Annotated in this window: 12 protein-coding genes; 4 read left to right on the top strand and 8 right to left on the bottom strand. The window is 75.5% G+C overall.

The window, feature by feature from the left end; translation table 11 throughout:
- Positions 1–48: 48 nt before the first annotated feature.
- Together EKG83_RS23325 and EKG83_RS23320 are read right to left on the bottom strand one after the other, a co-directional pair.
- Entirely contained in the window at positions 49–1026 is a 978-nt protein-coding gene (locus tag EKG83_RS23325) for a D-alanine--D-alanine ligase family protein (RefSeq protein ID WP_033429407.1), read from the bottom strand.
- On the bottom strand, positions 1023–2621 hold the full coding sequence (locus tag EKG83_RS23320; RefSeq protein ID WP_228122793.1) for a gamma-glutamyltransferase family protein: 1599 nt from the start codon (positions 2619–2621) through the stop codon (positions 1023–1025). The genes EKG83_RS23325 and EKG83_RS23320 overlap by 4 nt, the downstream gene beginning before the upstream one ends.
- Positions 2622–2796: 175 nt before the next feature.
- Here EKG83_RS23320 and EKG83_RS23315 point away from each other — a divergent pair, with 175 nt between their 5' ends.
- Complete coding sequence (locus EKG83_RS23315; RefSeq protein WP_084716229.1) at positions 2797–3588, top strand: TauD/TfdA dioxygenase family protein; 792 nt, start codon at positions 2797–2799, stop codon at positions 3586–3588.
- An 18-nt stretch (positions 3589–3606) separates the two neighbouring features.
- Here EKG83_RS23315 and EKG83_RS23310 read toward each other — a convergent pair whose 3' ends face one another.
- The 3 genes from EKG83_RS23310 to EKG83_RS23300 all read right to left on the bottom strand — a co-directional run bounded on the left by EKG83_RS23310 (position 3607) and on the right by EKG83_RS23300 (position 7480).
- Positions 3607–4281: a class I SAM-dependent methyltransferase gene (locus EKG83_RS23310; protein ID WP_084716230.1), complete on the bottom strand. Its 675-nt coding sequence runs from the start codon at positions 4279–4281 to the stop codon at positions 3607–3609.
- Positions 4282–4403: 122 nt separating this feature from the next.
- Positions 4404–4964 (bottom strand): EF-hand domain-containing protein, encoded by a 561-nt coding sequence (locus tag EKG83_RS23305; protein ID WP_033429411.1) that lies wholly within the window; start codon positions 4962–4964, stop codon positions 4404–4406.
- Between the two features lie 167 nt (positions 4965–5131).
- The gene (locus EKG83_RS23300; RefSeq protein WP_033429412.1) at positions 5132–7480 is read right to left on the bottom strand and encodes a PEP/pyruvate-binding domain-containing protein; all 2349 of its coding nucleotides are present in this window, start codon (positions 7478–7480) and stop codon (positions 5132–5134) included.
- Positions 7481–7664: 184 nt separating this feature from the next.
- Between EKG83_RS23300 and EKG83_RS23295 the strand changes: the two genes are divergently transcribed.
- Together EKG83_RS23295 and EKG83_RS23290 are read left to right on the top strand one after the other, a co-directional pair.
- Positions 7665–8783, top strand: coding sequence for a glycoside hydrolase family 43 protein (locus EKG83_RS23295; protein WP_051765046.1), 1119 nt, complete (start codon positions 7665–7667; stop codon positions 8781–8783).
- Between the two features lie 185 nt (positions 8784–8968).
- The gene (locus EKG83_RS23290) at positions 8969–9829 is read left to right on the top strand and encodes an alpha/beta hydrolase family protein (RefSeq protein ID WP_211269029.1); all 861 of its coding nucleotides are present in this window, start codon (positions 8969–8971) and stop codon (positions 9827–9829) included.
- Here the strand turns inward: EKG83_RS23290 and EKG83_RS23285 are convergent.
- The 3 genes from EKG83_RS23285 to EKG83_RS23275 form a co-directional block, all read right to left on the bottom strand.
- Positions 9723–11060, bottom strand: coding sequence for an MFS transporter (locus tag EKG83_RS23285; RefSeq protein WP_051765048.1), 1338 nt, complete (start codon positions 11058–11060; stop codon positions 9723–9725). The genes EKG83_RS23290 and EKG83_RS23285 overlap by 107 nt on opposite strands.
- Complete coding sequence (locus EKG83_RS23280; protein WP_033429414.1) at positions 11057–12022, bottom strand: alpha/beta hydrolase; 966 nt, start codon at positions 12020–12022, stop codon at positions 11057–11059. The genes EKG83_RS23285 and EKG83_RS23280 overlap by 4 nt, the downstream gene beginning before the upstream one ends.
- 112 nt (positions 12023–12134) lie before the next feature.
- Positions 12135–13799: a fatty acyl-AMP ligase gene (locus tag EKG83_RS23275; RefSeq protein WP_033429415.1), complete on the bottom strand. Its 1665-nt coding sequence runs from the start codon at positions 13797–13799 to the stop codon at positions 12135–12137.
- 242 nt (positions 13800–14041) lie between these two features.
- Between EKG83_RS23275 and EKG83_RS23270 the strand changes: the two genes are divergently transcribed.
- Positions 14042–20119: an SDR family NAD(P)-dependent oxidoreductase gene (locus EKG83_RS23270; RefSeq protein WP_322746683.1), complete on the top strand. Its 6078-nt coding sequence runs from the start codon at positions 14042–14044 to the stop codon at positions 20117–20119.
- Positions 20120–20136 lie beyond the last annotated feature (17 nt).

Genomic DNA, 20136 nt, shown 5'->3' with positions numbered 1-20136 from the left:
ACCTCTCCGCACGCGTGCGGAAGCCGGGGCGGTGCGGCCGGGTGGCGTTCACCGCCCCATGGCCTTCGAGTGCGCCGCCCGCAGAACGGGCGTCACCTCAAGGCCGTGCCGCAAGGCGGAGGCGGCGATCAAGGCGCGCACCGACTCGTCGTAGTCGAGACCTCGGGAGAAAGCCAGGCAACGGGGGAAGTAACTCGGGTGGCCGATCTCGCGCCGCAGTCCGGGCATGGTGTTGACGTCGATCACGTAGGGGGTTCCGTCGTCGTCCACGACGACGTCGATCCTCGCCCAGTCCCGCAGGCCGAGCACGTCGAACGCCCGGAGCGCGACTCCCGCCGCCCCGGTCGCCGAACGGCTGTCGGCCCGGACCAGCGTGGAGGTTATGCGGTGCGCTTTGGTGTCCGAGTCGAGGATGTCCTTGCCGGCCGGGAGGACTATCTCGGCCGGGGCGGCGACGAGCGCGGAACCGTTCCCCACCACCGCGACGGTGAACTCCCGGTGCCGGTGCCACTCCTCGATCAGGAACCGGCCGGGCCGACCGAGTGCGGTGCGCAGCGATGCCACGTCCTCGTGCTTCGCGACACCCACGCTCTCCGCACCTCGCACCGGCTTGACCACCAACGGGAACCGGAGGCCGTCGGTGCTCGCTTCCACGGCCCGGTCCCCGTCGAAGACGGTGCCGTGCGGGGTCGGGATGCCGGCCGCGGCCAGCCTCCGCTTCAGGTACGACTTGTCCTCGACCGCCATGCCGGGGCCGCTGGAGCCGACGAAGGGGATCCGGCGCCGCGCCAACGCCTCGATCAACGACTCCGAGCCGTCGAGGCGCCGGGCGTTGGGGAAGGCCAGCAACCCGGGGCGACCGCGGTGGGCGTCCAGTTCCCGGAGGTCTTCCACGGTCCGGCACTCCGCCGGTACGCCGGACCGGGTCAGCGCGTCGACCACCGCGCCGACGCACTCCTCGTTCCCCCAGGAGTTGAGGGGGTCGAAGACCGCCGGGCGCAGCACGACCACCCGCAAGCCGCTCACACGCCGACCGCCGTGGTGGTGCTGAACGGGTTCACGCCGGCGCGGAGGGTCCCCGGCTCGAAGGCGGTGATCACGGACGGGTTGGCGAAGTGCAGCGTGGAGATGTCCTCGGCGACCACCTCGACGGTGTGGCCCATCCGCTCCAGCGCCGCGGCGACCCCGACCGGGAACCTGCTGTCGAGCAGGAGGGTCTCGTCCGCGGTGTCCACCCGGGGTGCTTCGACCGCGGCCTGTGGCGGCAGGCCCCAGTCCAGGATGTGGAGGAGCACCTGGACCACGGCCGCGGGGATGCGCTGCCCGCCCGACGCGCCGGCCGCGAGGACGGGGCGACCCGTCCCGTCCAGCACGACCAGCGGGCTCATGCTCGACTGCGGCCGGCGGCCGGCCCGCACCGAGTTGGGGTGACCGGGCACCGGGACGAACGCGTTCATCGCGTTGTTCATGAGCACACCGCCCGCTGTCGTCACGCCCGAACCGTAAGGACCGAGGACGGTCTCCGTGAGGCTGACCGCGGTGCCGTCGGAATCCACGGCGCAGACGTGAGCGGTGTTCTCGTGCGCGGGCGGTTCCACCGCGCTCCCCTCGGCCCACCACGCGTCGAACCAGCCGTCGTGCCGGGAGGTGGGGTCGATGCTCGCGGCGATCTCCCCCGGCAGCCCCGGCCGGCTGATCCACGGCGGCTCGATCCCGTCGCCACAACGGCTCTCGACGCGGCGGCAGCGCCGGAGGACCTCGGCCAGCACGTGCAGCCGCAGCGGTGAGGACATGCCGCCGGTCGGCGTGCCCGTCCGTTCGAGCACCAGCAGCACGAGTTCGTGGATGCCCCCGTGGGACGGCCCGACGACGGTGTGCCCGCGAAACCCGATTCGCCGCACCGGCAGGGGGCGTGGTCGGTAGTCCGCGAGATCGGCGCCCGTGATCAGGCCGCCGTTGCCCGACATCTCGTCGATCAGCGATGCCCGGAACCTGCCGTGGAGGTAGCCGTCGAGCCCGGCCGCGGCGATCTCCTCCAGCGTGCGCGCCAGTTCCGGTTGGCGGAACGTGTCGCCCCGGTGGGCGGAGGCGGAGCGGTACGGGTAGCGGGAATCGCGCAGGAACGTCTTCGCCGTCAGCTCGTACCTGGTGAGGCGGTCCAGGTGCGCTCCCTGCATCAGGGTGCCGAACCAGTCCATCTCGAAACCGCGTCGGGCCAGGGACACCGCGGGCGCCAGGACCTCCGGCCAGGGCAGGCGGCCGAACGCCCGGTGCACGTCGACCAGCCCGGGGATCGCGCCGGGTGTCGCGACGGCCCCGTGCCCCGATTCGTTCTCCTCGCCGCGCACGCCCGTCCAGCCGTACAGCCCGCGACTCGGCCGGACCGCCCGGTACATGTCGGGGCTCGCCCCGGCCGGTGCCTCCGACCGGTAGTCGACGGTGTGGACCCGTCCGCCCGGTGCCGCGACGGTCGCCACCCCACCACCGCCGATGGTGGTGGCGAACGGTTGGACGACGCCGGTCGCGACGATCGCCGAAATGGCGGCGTCCACCGCGTTCCCGCCTTGTCGGAGCACCGCCGCGCCGGCCCTCGCGGCATGGGGGTGCCGCGAGGTCAGCATTCCATTCGCACCGGAAACCGGTTCTTTCGAATGCGTCCACCCGCTCTCCGCCACGGCGGCATTGTGCTCCGACCGGCAGGGGCGCACCAGTGCGGTTCCGCGGCGGTGCCGCCGGACCGCATTCCTGCGGGTCGCGGAGCTGCCGATCGGGTGAACCGCGCGAGGTACCCGGTACGTGCGCCCCGACTTGTCGGACACTCGGCGAAAACATCCCGGCACCCGGGCGTCCGAGTTCCCCGCCGGGTTCGCACCGCCGATCGACCTGTCGTGTGTCGAAGGGGGCGTCGTGCCGATCGACGAAGACGCGGTGAGGTCCGACCTCCGCGCGCACGGGTATTCGTACGTCGACGACGTGGGGGAATCGTTCGACCTGCGGACGGGTTTCGGTTTCCTGGGTGAACCGGTTCCCCAGTACCTCGGCGAGTACGTCAGGGACGTGCGACCGGATCCCGCCATCAGCGATGACGTCATCACCCCGTACAACCGGTCCGAAGTGCTCCCGCACACCGAGTGGTTCGAATTCCCCGACGTCCCACCGCGCTATGTCGTGCTGCACGCCGTGGTGGCCGCGAGCAGCGGCGGCGAGACGACGCTGGCCGACGGCTACGGGTACCTGGCCACGTTCTCGGCCGAGGACAGGGCGGAACTGGCGCGGCGGTCGTACCGGTGGCGCTCCCAGGTGACCCTGGAGAGCGAGGGAATCCACCAGGAGGCATCGGCACCGATCCTGACCGCGGTGGACGGACGCCCGGTGCTGCGGTTCAGCTCGCTCTTCATGGAGTGCGCCGACGATTTCTCGAAGAACTTCGTCGCGGCGGGCAGGGAGTACTTCCGGCGGACCCGGGTGGCGATCCCGATCGGTTCGGGCGGCGCGTTGGTGTGGGACAACTGGCGCATGCTGCACGCCCGCAACGCCTTCACCGATCGGCGCAGGCACCTCCGGCGGGTCATCATCGGCGCGGCGTGACCGCCACCGCGAGCCCCGTCAGCCGCCGAGGCGGTAGACGGTCACGTGCGAGCGCGAGTCGGCGGTGAACTCGCCGCCGGTCCAGTCGGCGTGCCTGCTCTCGCGCCCGAACCCGGCCAACCGCGCCATCAGGTCCAGCTCGTCCGGCCAGATGTAGCGGTGCGGGCTGCGGTCCAGCCTGGCCCGGCCGTCCTCGTCGAAGGTGAAGTGGTGCGAGACGACCTGCTGGCGCAGCACGTCGTAGACGTCCAGGCCGATGTAGCCGGGCTCGGTGTGCCAGACCGTGGCCCGCTGCCCCGGCGGGAGCCTGCGCAGCTCGGGCACCCACAGCTCGACGACGAACCGGCCGCCCGGCGCCAGGTGGCGGGCGGCGTTGCGGAAGCACTCCACCTGCGCGTCCTGGGTGAGCAGGTTGGAGATCGTGTTGTAGACGAGGTAGACCAGGGTGAACGTGCCCGGTGCGACGGCGCTCGCCATGTCGCCGACGACCACCGGGACCAGCGACTCGTCCGCCTTCTCGCGCAGTCGCCCGACCATGGCGGTCGACAGCTCGACGCCGGTGACGGGCACGCCGCGCTCGGCCAGCGGGACGGCCACGCGGCCGGTCCCCACGGCGAACTCCAGCGCCCTGCCGCCGGCGGCGAGCCGGGCGAGGCGGTCGACGGTCGGGCCCAGGACGTCGGGGGCGAACATGCCGGTGCCCGGCGTGTCGTAGCGCCGGGCCGCGTCCTCGTCCCAGATGTCCTGGTGATCCACGTCGACCGATGGTGGTCGGGAGGCGCGTGCCGCGTCCACCGGTTTTGCGGCTCGCGGTGTCAGCCCACGGGCCGACCGGCCCACCAGTTGCCCGGGTTGTCCGGGTCGGTGCTGGTCCAGTAGTCCACGCACGCCCGGACGAACTCCTCGGCCGTGAGGTGCCCGTCGCCGTCGGTGTCGAGGTGGCGGAACGCCTCGGCCGACTCCGCCTCGCTCAGGCCCGGGAAGTGGCCGTGCTGGAACACCAGGAACTCGTCCGGGCTGACGCGGCCGTCGGTGTCGGTGTCGGCGATGGCCAGGAACGCCTCCGCGATCGCGCCCACGGTCTCGCGCGCGGCCCGCGGGTCGTCGGCGAGGGAGGCGGTGGAGGTGAGGAACTGCTCGCGCGTGATGGCCTCGCCGCCGTCGGGGATGTGCGGGCGGTGCAGGTCGTTCCAGATGCGGAGGTAGGCGTCCACGATGCGCCGCTCCTCCGGCGAGCCGGGCGCGTGGCCCAGCGACTCGGCCGCGCGGCGGCCCATGAGGACGTGGTCCTGCTCGGTGAGCAGGCCGTCACCGTCGACGTCGAGGTGGTCGAACCCGTGGTTGATCTTGGCCTTGAGCAGGTCGGTGAGGGGCACAACATCCTCCGTGCGCGTTGGGTGGCCCTGCCGGGACACAGCATCGGGCCGCGGCGCGCGGCGGGGGCAGGGCTGATCGGGTCGCTGCGATCACACGGTCGGGTGGAAGTGGTACGACGCCGGCGGGTACGGGCCGTGGTCGGTGCGGTGGCACCGCCCGACGCCGGTCAGCGCAGCGGGGTGACCGTGCCCCGGCCGCCGTCGACGCGGACCCGGTCGCCGGTGCGCAGCCGGGTGGTGGCGTCGCCGCAGCCCACCACGGCCGGGATGCCCAGCTCGCGCGCCACGACGGCGGCGTGCGAGAGGGGCGCGCCCACGTCGGTCACCACGGCCGCGGCGCGCGGGAACAGCGGGGTCCAGCCGATGTTGGTCACCGTGGTCACCAGGACCTCGCCCGGTTCCAGCGCGGCGCCGTCGGCGACGTCGAGGACCACCCGCGCCACGCCCTCGGCCACGCCCGCCGAGCCGGGCAGGCCGGTGATCGCGCCCTCGGAGCCGTCGGGTCGGGTGGTCGCCGGGCCGGCCCACGCCTCCGGTTCGAAGCGGCCGCGGAGGTGGGTCGGGTACGGCGGCAGGGCTCGGTAGCGCTCGTAGGTCGCCCGGCGGGCCTTCACCCGGGCCAGCGGCGCGGTGTCGCCCTCCAGCAGGCGCAGGGTTTCCGGGAGGGACAGGAAGAACACGTCGTCGCCGCGGCCGGTCACCTCGCCCGCCCGCACCAGGAACGCCCGCAGCACCGCGAACGCCCGGGCGAACTCCGAGCGCGCCCGCTCCCGCTCGCGGGCCAGTTCGGTGAGCTTGTCGACCCGGCGGCGCAGCCGGGCGGCCTTGCGCGGCGGCACCGCGCGCCGCAGCCGGGCCCACGCCGCGTCGCGCAGCTCCGCCTGCCCGGCCAGCAGCTCCCGCGGGTCGACGTCCGGGCCGGCGAGCTGCCGGTCCAGCCACGCGGGGTCCTCGGCCGGGCGCGGCGCGGAGACCTCGAACTCGTCGTCGAAGCGGTGGCCGTGCGCGCGCACGTAGTCCTCGCGGGAGATCTCGCCGCGCCGCAGCCCCGCCAGGCCCAGCACCGGGCCGAGGCTGACCAGCTCGCCGCCCGCGCCGTGGGCGCCGGTCAGCAGCGCCGCCGCGTCGTCCTCGCCCACCAGGGCGACGAGCCGGCCGCGGACCCGGGTGGAGGACATCGGGCCGTTGCGGGCGCCCATGTTGAACAGGCGGGCGCGCACGTTGAGCACCTCGTCCACGTCGGAGTCCCAGCGGGCGCGCAGCTCCGCGGGCGTGCCGGCGGCCCGGACGGCGGCGAGCACCCGTTCGGCGGCGGCGGGCGCGGTGGCCAGCAGGTCGTCGATGCGCGCCCGGTACTCGCGGTCCTGCCTGAGGAACACGAGGGCCGCGCCGAGCGCGGCGCGCAGCAGGGCCGGGCGGGACAGCGGCAGCGGCGGCACGCCCAGGTCGGCCGGGACGGGGCCGAAGACCTGCTCGGCCGCCCGGCGCGCCGGGCGGCCCAGGCCCAGCGCCGAGGCGACCGCGAGGGCCGCGCTGAGGTTGAGGTAGAACCGGCCGCCGATGTTGCCGGAGGTGGGGTGGCCGCCGACGGTCCGGTCGTCGAGGGCCCGGGCCAGCGACCAGGTCGCCGGGGTCATCACGCTCGGCACGGCCTCGCGGAGGTTCGCGCACGTCCACAGGTAGTCGCCGCGCAGGCTGTCGTTCCACACCTCGGGCAGGGCGGTGATCGGGCGGGCCTGGAGCACCCACCAGCGGTCGTCGTGCCGGGCCCACTCCACGTCGACCGGGGTGCCGAACAGTCCCTGGGCGCGCTCGCCCAGGGCGGCCAGCTCCAGCACCCGGGCGTCGGTCAGGAGGTCGCCGCCGCGGCGCACCCGGCCGTCGGCGACGACGTACTCGTCGGGGGTGACCTCGCCACCGACCAGGGCGTCGCCGAGGCCGGGCGCGGCGTTGACCACGGTCTCGCCGCGGGCGCCGGTGACCGGGTTGGCGGTGAACAGCACGCCGGCGACCTCGGCGGGCACCATCCGCTGCACCACCACGGCCAGGGCCGGGTCGGTGATGCCGTTGCGGGCGCGGTAGTCGATGGCCCGCGCGGTCCACAGCGAGGCCCAGCACCGCCTGACCGCGTCCAGGACGCCGTCGGCCGGCACGTCGAGGAACGTGTCGTGCTGGCCGGCGAACGACAGCTCGGGCAGGTCCTCGGTGGTCGCGGAGGAGCGCACGGCGACCGGGCCCGGCGGGAGCGCGGCGCGCACGGCGGCGGCGACGTCCGCGGGGACCTCGCGCCCGGCGAAGGCGGCGGCGATCGCGGCGGCCGGGTCGTCCCCGCGCAGCATCCCGTCGATGTCGAGGCCCGCGGTGAAGCGGCGGTAGGCGTGGGTGGTCAGGTGGAAGCCGTCGGGCACGGGCAGGCCGGCGGCGGCGAGCCGGGCGAGCGCGGCGCCCTTCCCGCCGACCGCGGCCAGGTCGGCGGCGGGGTCGGCGAGCGGCAGCACCAGCGCGGTGGTCCCCATGATCCGATCATGCCAGGGGCGGGTGGTGCGCATGGGTGGTTCGCCGCGCCCCGTTGTTGTACTTCGTCGGACTATGTAGCGTTCGTTGTCGCGCGAACCGTCGAGGCCCACAGCCGCCGGAGGGTGTGCGGTCGCGCGTGGCCCCCTGCGCCACTGCCCGGTTCCCCGCACCGCAAGGAGTCCCATGCGCTCGTCCTCCGGCACCCGGCGCACGTTCCCGACCAGGCTCAGGCGGCTCGCGGCAGCCATCGCCGCCGCACTCGTCCTTCCCGCGCCGCCGGCCCTCGGTGTCGAACCGGTCGCACCGGACGACTGCGCGGTCTCCGCACTGGGGCGCACCACCCTGCGCGCCGCCGACCCGAGCGTGATCCGCGTCGGCGGCACCTACATCTCGGCCCAGGTGGGCGGTGGCGGCATCCAGGTCCGCCAGGCGTCCTCCCCGGACGGCCTGGCCGCCGCGCCCGCGCGCCTGGTGTGGCGGGACGCGCGCGGCCTGGGCTCGGTGTGGGCGCCCGAGATCGTCCGCGACGGCGGCCGGTACCACATCTACTTCACGGCCGGCGACGACGCGGCGCACCGCATGTACGCGATCAGCTCGGCCTCGCCGGACTCCGGCTACACCGGCGAGGTCCGGCTCGCCCTGCCCGGTGACCGGTGGGCCATCGACGGCGTCCCGGTGACGTTCAACGGTCAGCGCTACTTCATCTGGTCGGGCTGGGAGTGCACCACCAACGTCGAGCAGAACCTCTACATCACCCGCATGTCCGACCCGCTCACGCCGGTGGGCGACCGCCACGTCATCTCGCAGCCGCGCGAGCCGTGGGAGCGGGTGGTCGGCGACCCGTTCATCAACGAGGCGCCCGAGGTCATCAAGGACCCCGACGGCCGGCTGCACGTCGTGTACTCGGCCAACGGCAGCTGGAGCGAGCAGTACTGCCTGGCGGACCTGCGGCTGCGCGCCGGCGGCGACCCGACCCACGTGTGGGACTGGTACAAGTCCAACGGCTGCCTGTTCGGCTCCAACCGGGCCACCATGATGACCGGCTGGGACCCGACCCTGTACGTCAACGGGCCGGGCCACCACTCGTTCGTGTTGCTCGACGGCGACATCGCGACGAGCCCGCCGGCCGGTCCGCGGTTCCCGCTGGTCTACCACGCGGTGGCCAAGGGCACGCCCTACCACTGGGACAACCGCTACTGGTACACCGGCACGTTCACCTGGTGGGGCAACACGACCTACCGCCGCGCCAACGTCCCGGGCGCGACCTCGGACACCGGGTGGGGCCTGAAGTTCTTCGAATAGGCGGAGAACCGGGAAATTTTGCGCGGATTTCCACAAAACGCGCCAGGGCGCACACATTCCCGAAGCCCTCGCGGTCAACCGCGTGACAAAATATTCGGGGCTCCCCAGAAAAGCGTTCGCACGTTATCGTCCAACCATTCCGCCGTCTTTCGGTTTCGAGCAGGGAGTACGACGACGTGCGACCCTTGACGAAGAGAGCAGCAGTCGCCGCGGTGCTCGCCCTGGCGGGCACCGCGGTCGCGACGCCGGCCCACGCGGCCGCCAACCCCCACGAGCGCGGACCCGCACCCACGCGGCAGGGCGTGGACGCGCCGCTGGGCCCGTTCGCCGTCGCCACGGCCACCGTGACGGCGGCCCAGGCCGGCGGCCGGTTCGGCGGCGGCACGATCCACTACCCGACCAGCACCGCCGAGGGCACGTTCGGCGCGGTGGCCGTCGCGCCCGGGTTCACCGAGTCGCAGTCCGCGATCTCCTGGTACGGGCCGCGGTTGGCGTCCCGGGGGTTCGTGGTGATCACGATCGACACCAACGGCCCGCTCGACTTCCCCGACGCCCGCGGCGACCAGCTGCTGGCCGCCCTCGACTACCTCACCGCGGCGAGCCCCGTGCGCTCCCGGATCGACGCGTCGCGCACGGCCGTGATGGGGCACTCGATGGGCGGCGGCGGGGCGCTGGAGGCGGCCCGCGACCGGCCCGCCCTCCGGGCGGCGATCCCGCTGGCCGGGTGGGACCTCAACGGGAACTGGTCGACCAACCGGGTGCCGACGCTCGTGGTCGGCGCGGAGAACGACCTCATCGCGCCCGTCTCCCTGCACTCCGAACCGTTCTACCAGTCGCTGCCGTCGACCCCGGACAAGGCGTACCTGGAAATCCGCGGCGGCGACCACTTCGTCACCAACTCACCGCACACCACCATCGCGCGGCTGAGCATTTCCTGGCTCAAGCGGTTCGTCGACGACGACGTCCGCTACGAGCAGTTCCTGTGCCCGGCACCGGTGCCGGACCCGGCGATCTCCGAGTACCGCGACACCTGCCCGAACGGCTGAGCGGCAGCGCCAGGGCCGTCGCCGCGGCGGCCACCCACACCGCCGCGGCGAGCCCGGCGGCGGTGAACGCCAGGCCGACCAGCGCGACGCCGAGGGCGCCGGCCAGCTCGCGGCTCGCGGTGACCGCCGCCGAGGCCACCCCGGCCAGCCGCTCGTCGGCGGCGTCCAGCGCGGTCGTGGTCAGCGGGGTGGTCAGGGCCGAGCCGAGACCGACGAGCACCAGGCAGGCGAGCACCCCGGGCACCGGCACGACCGGCAGGACCGCCAGCCCGGCGGTCACCGCGACCAGGCCGGCGCCCGCCGTGCGGGCCGCGCCGAACCGGGCGACCAGCAACGGCACCGCCGGCGCCCCGGCGACCACGGCCAGCGCGGCGGGCACGAAGAACAGGCCGGTGCCCAGCGGCGTGAAGCCCTCGGCGCGGTGCAGGTGCAGCGGCAGCACGAACAGCGCGCCGCTGACCGCCAGGCCCCACAGCGCCTGCGCGGCCACGCCCGCGGCGAACGGCCCGCGCACCACCCCGGGCGGGAACAGCGGGTGCGCCGCCGACCGCTCGACCCGCCGGAACACCAGGCAGGCGACCACGGCCGGCACGAGCGCGAGCCCCACGCCGAGCACGGCGGCCGTCACCGCGAACACCGCGGCCGTCAACGCCAGCGTGGAGCGGACCGGCAGCGGTGCCGCGCCCCGGCGGTCGGGCAGCACCCGGTGCGCCAGCAGCGCCGCCGCCGCGCACACCGGGACGTTGCCCAGGAAGATCCACCGCCAGTGCGCGGCCTCGGCGAGCAGCCCGCCCAGCGCGGGCCCGACCGCGAGCGCCACCGCCAGGGCCGCCGTCCACGCCGCGATGCCCGCCCGCCTGCCGCGCTCGTCGAGCCCGGTGCGCAGCACGGCCAGCCCGGTGGGCACGATCGCCGCCGCGCCCGCGCCCTGGACCGCCCGCCACAGCGACAGCTCCCACCCGCTGCCCGCGGTGCCGCAGCCCAGCGAGGCCACCGCGAACCCGAGCAGGCCCGCCAGGAGCACCCGCCGCGGCCCGAACCGGTCCCCCGCCGCGCCCGCGGCCACCATCAGGCTCGCGAACACCAGCATGTAGCCGACCACGGCCCACTGGAGGTCGTGGGTGGTCAGGCCGAGGTCGTCACCGATGGTGGGCAGGGCGACCATGAGGACGTTGTTGTCCAGCGCGGTGAGGAACCCCGCGACGCAGGCGAGCAGGACGACCGGGTTCACCGGAGCGCGGAGACCAGCATCGGCCAGGACGCGTGCAGCTCGCGCTGCCAGTACTTCCAGGTGTGCGTGCCGCCGCCGTAGGCGTTGACGGTGATCGGGATGCCGAGCTGGCGGACGCGGGCGACGAAGTCCGGCGCGGTCGTGCCGACGATCGTCTCGAACGGGTCCAGGGTGAGCCAGCTCGTGTCCAGCGGGCCCTTGAAGCCGTTGCCGAAGGAGACGTAGAGCTGGGTGCCGCGCAGGGCCTCGGCCAGGGACTTCGGGTTGTTGGCGGACCAGACCTGCGGCACCAGCGCCTCGCGGCCCCACGGGCCGAACGGGTCGAGACCCTCGCGCAGCACGGTGGTGTAGATGAACTGGGGGACGCCGATGAACTGCGTGGACAGCAGGCCGCTGTAGGAGGCGGCGGCGCGGAACAGGCCGGGGTGCTTGGCCGCGTAGTTGAGCGCGCCCGTGCCGCCCGCGGACAGCCCGGCGACCGACCTGGTGGTGCTGCCGCGGTAGTTGCGCTCGATGAGCTGGAGCAGCTCGGTGGTGTGGAAGGTCTCCCACTTCGGCGTGCCGCCCCGGCCGTCGTTGTACCAGTCGGTGTACCAGCCCGCGCGACCCGCGTCGGGCATCACGACCAGCACGTCGGTGTCGGCGCTCAGCTCTTCGACGTCGGTTTCGCGGGTCCAGGAGGTGTAGTCGTCGCCGACGCCCTGGAGGAGGTAGAGGACCGGCCAGGTGCGGTTGGCGGTCGGGGACCAGTTCGGCGGGGTGAGGACGCGGACCGGCACGGCGCCGCCGACGGCGGGTGAGGAGATGGTGAGGTCGACGGTGCGGGGGGCCGGTCGGCGCTCGTCGGTGATGCGGGCGCCGTCGTCGGCCGGGATGTCGGGGGTGGCGTGGGCGACGGGGGCGGTGAGCAGGGCGGTGGTGGTGAGGGTGGTGGTGACGGCCAGGAGCAGGGTGCGGAACACGGGTTCTCCCAGGGGTGTCGGGGTTTGAGCGGTCCGCCGTTCACGACGCGTCGTAGGCGGCACGCGCAGCGGGCTCAACCCGCGAGGTGTCGGGGCTTGGGCGGTCCGCCGTTCACGACGCGGGCAGCAGGCCGGCCAGGTAGCGGTCGCGGCAGGCGGCTCGGGACAGCTTGCCGCTGGACGTGCGGGGCACCGAGCCGGGTTCGACGACCAGCACGTCGCGCACCCGCACGTCGTGGTGGCGGGCCACGGCCGCCCGGACCCGGTTGCGCACCCGCGCCTGGTCGACGGCGTCGCGCGGCGACCTGGCGCTCCGCTCGGCGACCACCACGAGCGCCTCACCGTCGTCCGAGGGCACCGCGAAGGCGGCCACGTGCCCGCGCCGGATGACCTCGTCCGCCCGCTCCGCCACCGCCTCGACGTCCTGCGGGTAGTGGTTGCGCCCGTCGATGACGATCAGGTCCTTGATCCGGCCCGCCACGTACAGCCCGCCGCCGTGCAGGACGCCCAGGTCGCCGGTGCGCAGCCACGGGCCGCGCGGCAGTCCGGGGGCCTCCAGCTCCGCGCCGAAGCCGGTGCGGCCGGACCAGTAGCCCGGTGAGACGTTGTCGCCGCAGACCCAGATCTCGCCGACGCGGTCGTCGGCGACGGGTTCGCCGGTGACGGGGTCGACGACGGCCACGTGCTGGTCCACCGGCGCGCCGCAGTCGACCAGCACGGTGGCCCGCGCGGGGTCGTCCTGGGGTTCGGCGCGCCCGTGCGACAGCGCCTCCCGGTCGAACGACGCGGTGGCCGGGCCGTCGGCGGCGGTGACGAACACGGTGGCCTCGGCCAGGCCGTAGGAGGGGCGCTGGGCGTCGGGGCGCAGGCCGCACGGTGCGAAGGCGGCCTGGAACCGCGCCAGGGTGCCCGCCCGCACCGGTTCGCTGCCGTTGACCATCGCGACCACGCCGGACAGGTCCAGGTCCGCCCGGTCCGCCTCGGGGACCCGGTGCGCGCACAGGTCGTAGGCGAAGTTGGGCGCGGCGGTGATGACGCCCCGCCTGCCGTGCATGGCGCGCAGCCACCGGGACGGCCGGTAGAGGAACGCCAGCGGGTCCATCAGCACCGCCTCGGCGCCGGTGGTCAGGGCCACGCCGACGCCCAGCACCAGCCCCATGTCGTGGAACAGGGGCAGCCAGCTGACCGGGGTCGCGGTCGCGTCGGCGAGGTCGTAGGCGGTGAGCGCCTGGCCCACGTTGACCCGGAAGTTCCGGTCGGTCACCACGACGCCGGCCGGGGTGCGGGTGGAGCCGGAGGTGTACTGGAGGTAGGCGGGGCCGCCGGAGGGCCACGGGGGCAGGGGCGCGGTGCCCGGCGGCACGCGGCCGACCACCACCACGTCCAGGTCGAGCGGCACCGGGGCGGCGGTGAGGGCGACGCGGGGGGCGCAGTCCCGCAGCACGCCGTCGAGGCGGTCGCGGTGGCCGTCGCCGGTGGGCGGGAACAGCGGCACGGCGAGCACGTCGGCGTACAGGCAGCCGACGAACGCCACCACGTAGTCGATCCCCTGCGGCAGCAGGAGCACCGCGCGATCACCGGCGGAACACCTTTTCCGCAGCTCGAATGCCACGCCCCGGGCGCGCGCGTCGAGTTCCGCCCAGGTGATCGACACCGACACCCCGAGCGGGTCCAGGTCATGGTCGACAAACGTGAACGCGGTGCTGTTCCCGCGTTCCACCGCCCAACGCCGGACGGCGTCGACGACCGTGCCCGTCCTGGTCAATGCGACCGTCATGACCAGCCTCTTTTCCCTGGGTACCACAAATCCAGAAATAACTTTTGTGCGTTCGACACAAGTTTTTCCGTGTCTTTCGAGCACATGTCGAGGTCGGAAGCTACCCACGAGTACAAGAACTGTCAACGACTACGTCCAGCAACCCCGTTTAACCCGAACGGACTATTGTTAACGGCACAGTGGACGGTCACGATCGGTCGCACTCCGTCGCGCTTCGCGCAAAAATCCCGAAAGGTTCTCCCATGGCCCGCATGACCGCCGAGGCGGAAATCCGCGCGTGGTTGGTGCGCGGCGTCGCGGACCTCACCGGCCTGCCCGGCGACGAGGTCGACGTCGACCAACCCCTGGCCGAGCTGGGGCTGTCCTCCCGCGACGCCGTGGTGCTGGCGGGCGCGCTGGGCGAGGAGGTCGGCACCCCCCTGCCGGCCACCGCGCTCTACCAGCACCCGACCATCGCCCGGCTCGCCCGGCACCTGGCCGGGCACCTGGCCGCGCCGGAGGTCGGACCGGCCGGGCCGACGCCCGCGGACGGGATCGCGGTGGTCGGCGTCGGCTGCCGCCTGCCGGGCGGGGTCGACGGGCCCGAGCGGATGTGGGAGTTCCTGCGGTCGGGCGGTGACGCGATCGCGCCCGCGCCGCCGGACCGCTGGCCCGGCCTGCCCGAGGGCACGCCCCGGTTCGGCGGGTTCCTGGCCGACGTGAAGGGCTTCGACGCGGAGTTCTTCGGCATCTCGCCGCACGAGGCCGCGCTGGTGGACCCGCAGCAGCGGCTGGTGCTGGAGGTGTCGTGGGAGGCCCTGCACCACGCGGGCATCGCGCCGGACGCGCTGCGCGGCACCCGCACCGGCGTGTTCGTGGGCATCTCCAGCGGCGAGCACGGCGCGGCGCAGGCGCTGGACCTGGACCGGGTCGAGCCGTGGACGGCGACCGGCGGCGCCCTGTCGATCGCCGCGAACCGGCTGTCCTACCTGCTGGACCTGCGCGGGCCGAGCCTGGCCGTGGACACCGCGTGCTCCTCGTCGCTGGTCGCGCTGCACCACGCGGGCCGCAGCCTGCGGGCGGGCGAGAGCGACACCGCCGTGGTGGCCGGGGTGAACCTGCTGCTGGGCCCCGCGGTCACGGTCGCCTTCCACCGGGCGGGCCTGCTGGCCGCCGACGGCCGGTGCAAGCCGTTCGACGCCGCCGCCGACGGCATCGCCCGCGCCGAGGGCTGCGCGGTGGTGGTGCTCAAGCGGCTGGCCGACGCCCGCCGCGACGGCGACCGGGTGCTGGCCGTGGTCCGCGGCAGCGCGGTGAACTCCGACGGCCGCTCCAACGGGCTGATGGCGCCGAACCCGCGGGCCCAGGCCGACCTGCTGCGGCAGGCGTACGCGGAGGCGGGCGTCGACCCGGCGCTGGTGGACTACGTGGAGGCGCACGGCACCGGCACCCTGCTCGGCGACCCGATCGAGGCGCACGCGCTGGGCGAGGTCCTCGGCGGCCCGCTGCTGCTGGGCTCGGCCAAGGCCAACTTCGGCCACACCGAGTCGGCCGCCGGGCTGGTGGGGCTGGTCAAGGTGGTGCTGGCGATCCAGCGCGGCGAGATCCCGCCGAGCCCGCACTTCCACGCGCCCAACCCGCACGTCGACTTCACCGGCCTGCGCGTGGTCACCGCGCCGACGCCGTGGCCGCGCCGCTCGGGCCGCATCACCGCGGGCGTGTCCTCGTTCGGCTTCGGCGGCACCAACGCGCACGTCGTGCTGGAGGAACCGCCGCCGGCCGAGCCGGTGGCGCAGCCGGCCGGCCCGGCGGTCCTGGTCGTCGCCGGCGCGTCCGAGGAGCGGGTGCGGCGGCACGCCGCGCGGTTGGCCGACTGGCTCGACGCCTCCGGGGCCGACCCGCGCGAGGTCGGCGCCACGCTGGCCCGGCGCCGCGGGCGCGAACCGCGCGCGGCGGTGGTGACCGGGGCCGACCGGGACGCCGTGGTGGCCGGGCTGCGGGCGCTGCCCTCGGGCGTGCGGCGGGTCCGACCGCGGGCCGGCGCGGTGTGGGTGTTCTCCGGCTACGGCTCGGGGTGGGCCGGGATGGGGCAGCGGCTGCTGGCCGGCGAGCCGGTGTTCGCCGCCGCCGTGGACGAGGTGGACCGGCTGCTCGCGCCGCGCTCGGTGCGGCGGCTGCTGGAGCACCCGGACGAGGGCCTGGGCAACGGGCAGCTCGCGCTGTTCGGGGTGCAGGTGGCGCTGGCCCGGCTGTGGGAGTCGCGCGGGGTGCGGCCGGCCGCGGTGATCGGCCAGTCGGTGGGCGAGGTGGCCGCGGCGGTGGTCGCGGGCGCGCTGACCCTGGCCGACGCGGTGCTGGTGATGACCACCCGCGCCCGGCTGCTGGACGCCGTGGACGGCGCGGGCGGGATGGCCGCGGTCGAGCTGGCCGCCGACGAGGTGGACGACCCGGAGCTGTCGGTGGCCGTGCACGCCGCGCCGCGCCGCTGCACGGTGTCCGGGCCCGCCGACCGGGTCGCCGCGCTGGTCGACCGGGTCGAGGCGGGCGGCGGCACGGCCCGGCTGCTGCCGCTGCGCGCCGGCGGCCACTCCCCCGCCGTCGAACCGGTGCTGGCGGAGCTGGCCGAGCGGCTGCGGGACGTGCGGGGGCGGTCCGGCGCGGTGCCGCTGTACGGGACGGTGCTGGCCGACCCCCGGCAGGCGCCCGCGTTCACCGCCGCCTACTGGACCGCGCACCTGCGGCAGCCGGTGCGGTTCACCCAGGCGGTGAGCGCGGCGCTGGAGGACGGGCACACCGCGTTCCTGGAGGTCTCGCCGCACCCGGTGGCGCTGGCCGCGATCGCCGAGCACGCGCCGGACCTGCTGCTGGTCGGGACGCTGCGCCGGGACGACGACGAGGCGTTCCACGACAACCTCGCGCAGCTGCACCTGCACGGGCTGGTGCGCGCCCGGGGCGTCACGGACGTGCCCACCGCGCCCTGGCTGCACCGCGAGCACTGGGCCGCGCCCCGGCCCCGGACCGCGGGGCACCCGCTGCTGGGCGACCACGTGGAGCTGCCCGACGGCACCCACGCCTGGCAGGCCGAGGTGGGCCTGGACGCGCTGCCCTGGCTGGGCGACCACCGCGTGCGGGGCACGGCGGTGCTGCCCGGCGCGGCGTACGTGGAGATCGCGCTGGCGGCCGGTGCGCTGGTCGCCGGCGGGCCGGTGGCGGTGCGGGACGTGGAGTTCGAGGCGCTGCTGCCGCTGGGCGAGCCGGTCCGGTTGAGCACCACGCTGCGGGACGGGCGGGTGGAGGTGCACGCCAGGACCGGGGACGGCTGGGTGCGGCACGCCGTGGCGACCGTCGTGGGCACCACGCCGCCGGAGGGCGCCGGTGTCGTCCACAGCGGACTGGAACCGGTGGCGCTGTACGAGCGGCTGACCGAGGCGGGCATGGAGTACGGGCCGGCGTTCCGCGGTGTGCTGGAGGCGCGGGCGGGCCGCGGGGTGGCGAGCTGCCTGCTGCGCCGGCCGGACGGGCCGGACCGGGCGTGGCGGCTGCCGCCGACGCTGCTGGACCCGTGCCTGCACGCCCTGGCCGCCGCCGCGCTGGGGCTCGGGGTCGACGGGCCGTGCCTGCCGGTGGGGATCGGCGCGGTGCGGGTGCACGGCGACCCGCGCCGGGCCGACCGGTGCTCGGCGGTGGTGGCCGAGGGCGACGGCGGGCTGACCGGGTCGGTGTGGCTGCACGACGACGCGGGCGCGTTGCTGGCGGAGGTGCTGGACGTCCGGGTGCGGCCGGTGGCGGCGGCGTTGCCGTTGCTGGAGGCCCGTTGGGAGCGGCACGACCTGCCCGCCCGCGGCGGTGGTCCGCGGAGGTGGTTGGTGGTCGGCGGGGACCTGGGGGTCGCGGCGGCGCTGGCGGCGGCGGGGCACCGGGTGACCACCGACCCGGACGCGGACACCGACGGGGTCGTGTTCGTGCCCCGGGACGGGTTGGCGCAGGACCTGGTGCGGCTGGCCGGCCTGGCGCACGGGGCGCGTCGGCTGTGGGTCGTCACGCGCGGGGCGGCGGCGGTGCTCGACGGGGAGCGCGGGGTGCCGGAGCGGGCGGCGTTGCGCGGGGCGGTGCGGGTGCTGGCGTTCGAGCGGCCGGGGTTGCGGGCGTCGGTGGTGGACGTGGACGACCTCGCGGTACTGGCCGGGGAGCTGGGTGCCGATCCGGACGACGACGAGGTGGCCTGGCGGCGGGGCGAGCGGTACTCGGCGCGGTTGCGGCCGGTGGTGCCCGGGGGCGCCGGCGGCCCGGTGGTCCGGGCGGGCGCGTACGTGGTGACCGGCGGCCTGGGCGGGCTGGGGCGCGTGGTGGCGCGGTGGCTGGTCGAGCGCGGGGCGACGCGGGTGGTGCTGTCCGGGCGTCGGGAGCCGTCGGCGGGGGTGCCGGCCGAGGTGGCGGCGCCGGGCGGCGGAGCGGGCGCGGAAGTGCTCGTGGTGACCGGCGACGTCGCCGGGCCCGGGGTGGCCGAGCGGCTGGTGGCGGCCGCCACGGCGGGCGGGGTGGAGCTGCGCGGCGTGGTGCACGCGGCCGGGGTGCTGGCCGACGCGCCGGTCGACCGGCTCGACCCGGAGGACGTGCGGCGCGTGCTGCGCCCCAAGGTCGACGGCGCGCTGCGCCTGCACGAGGCCACCGCCGGCCACGCGCTGGACTGGTTCGTGCTGTTCTCCTCCGCCGCCGCCCTGCTGGGGTCCCCCGGGCAGCTCGCCTACGCCGCCGCCAACGCGTGGCTGGACGCCTTCGCCCGCGACCGGCAGGCCGCCGGGCTGCCCGCGACGAGCATCGGCTTCGGCGCGTGGAGCCGGGTCGGGCTCGCCCGGGACAACGCCAACCCGCTGCTGCGGCCGATCTCGCCCGCCGAGGGCGTGGCGGCGGTGGAGGCGCTGGTGCGGTCGGGGCGGGCGGTGACCGGGGTGGCGCGGTTCGACCCCCGGACCGCGGTGGAGCTGTTCCCGCGGCTGGCGCGGCGGCCGTTCCTGGAGGGGTTCGTCCGGGCCGGCGCCGAGGAGGGCGGTGGGGACCGGTTGACCGCGATCGTGGCGCGGGTGCTGGGCGCGGCGCCCGACCCCGACGCGCCGCTGACCTCGCTCGGCCTGGACTCGCTGATGGCGATGCGGCTGCGCAACGCCGTGGAGCACGAGCTGGGGGCGGAGCTGCCGGTGGCGCTGCTGCTGCGCGGGGCGAGCCTGGCCGACCTGGCGCGACACCTGGACCGGGAGCTGGAGCCGGAGCCGAGTCGGGGGCCGGACCACGAGCCGGCCGCACCGCGGGTCGGGCCGCGGGACGCGACCGAGCGCTGGCTGTTCGGCCTGTGCGCGCGGGTGCTGGGGCGGCGGGACTTCGGCGTGCACGACGAGTTCGACGGGCCGCTGGACCGGTTGGTCGCCCTGGTCCGGGAACGCGTGCCGGGCGCGGACCCGGCAGGGGCGCTGCGCGGGGCGCGCACCGTGGAGGCGATGGCCGAGGTGCTGCGCGGGCGGTTCGAGGGCGCGGGCGGGCCGGTGCGGGTGCTGCGCGCGGGCGGGTCGCGGCGGCCGCTGCACCTGTTCCACCCCGCGGGCGGGCCGACGAGCGTCTACCAGCCGCTGGTGGAGCTGCTGCCCGACCGGCCGTGCTGGGGGTACGAGCGGGTCGACGGGCTGCCCGACGTCCCGGCCAGGGCGCGGCGGTACGCGGAGCTGGTGCGGGCCGCCCAGCCGGAGGGGCCGTACGTGCTGGGCGGCTGGTCGTTCGGCGGGTGCCTGGCGCACGAGGTGGCGTGCCGGCTGCTCGACGACGGGCACGAGGTGGAGCTGGTGGTCATGGTGGACACGGTGCGGCCGCTGCCCGCGCCGGACGTGTCGCCCGCCGACCTGGTGCGGCACCGGTTCGAGCGGTACCTGGCGCACGTCGAGCGCGTGTACGGCGCGGTGGTGGAGCTGCCGTGGGGCGCGCTGGCCGGGCTCGGCGACGAGGCGCAGGTGGACGCCGTGCTGGACGCGCTGGTGGTGGCGGGCGTCGGCATCAGCCCCGGCGCGTTGCGGCACCAGCGGACCTCGTACCTGGACGCGCGGGCGGCCGAGCGGTACGAGCCCCGGCACTTCCCGGGCCGGGTGGTGTTCTACCGGGCCACCGAGCGCGAGACCCTGACCACCGTGCTGGACCCCCGGTACCTGCGGCGGCAGGAGGACGACGACCTGGGGTGGGCGGACGCGTGCGGTTCGCTGGAGGTGGTGCCGGTGCCGGGCGACCACCTGTCCATGGTGGACCCGCCGAACGTGGCCGTGCTGGCCGGGCACCTGCGGTGCGTGCTCGACCGGGGGTGAGGGCTTCCGGGGTCGCC

The organism is Saccharothrix syringae (genome assembly GCF_009498035.1).
In the GTDB taxonomy this organism is placed as follows: Bacteria; Actinomycetota; Actinomycetes; order Mycobacteriales; family Pseudonocardiaceae; genus Actinosynnema; species Actinosynnema syringae.
Note: the sequence above shows the minus strand (reverse complement) of the source record. Positions and strands in the feature narration are given on the sequence as shown.

Excerpts from the sequence above, each read along its gene's own strand:
- EKG83_RS23320 (WP_228122793.1), bottom strand. The coding sequence starts at position 2,621 with ATGCTGACCTCGCGGCACCCCCATGCCGCGAGGGCCGGCGCGGCGGTG.
- EKG83_RS23310 (WP_084716230.1), bottom strand. The coding sequence starts at position 4,281 with ATGTTCGCCCCCGACGTCCTGGGCCCGACCGTCGACCGCCTCGCCCGG.
- EKG83_RS23300 (WP_033429412.1), bottom strand. The coding sequence starts at position 7,480 with ATGGGGACCACCGCGCTGGTGCTGCCGCTCGCCGACCCCGCCGCCGAC.
- EKG83_RS23295 (WP_051765046.1), top strand. The coding sequence starts at position 7,665 with ATGCGCTCGTCCTCCGGCACCCGGCGCACGTTCCCGACCAGGCTCAGG.
- EKG83_RS23275 (WP_033429415.1), bottom strand. The coding sequence starts at position 13,799 with ATGACGGTCGCATTGACCAGGACGGGCACGGTCGTCGACGCCGTCCGG.
- EKG83_RS23270 (WP_322746683.1), top strand. The coding sequence starts at position 14,042 with ATGGCCCGCATGACCGCCGAGGCGGAAATCCGCGCGTGGTTGGTGCGC.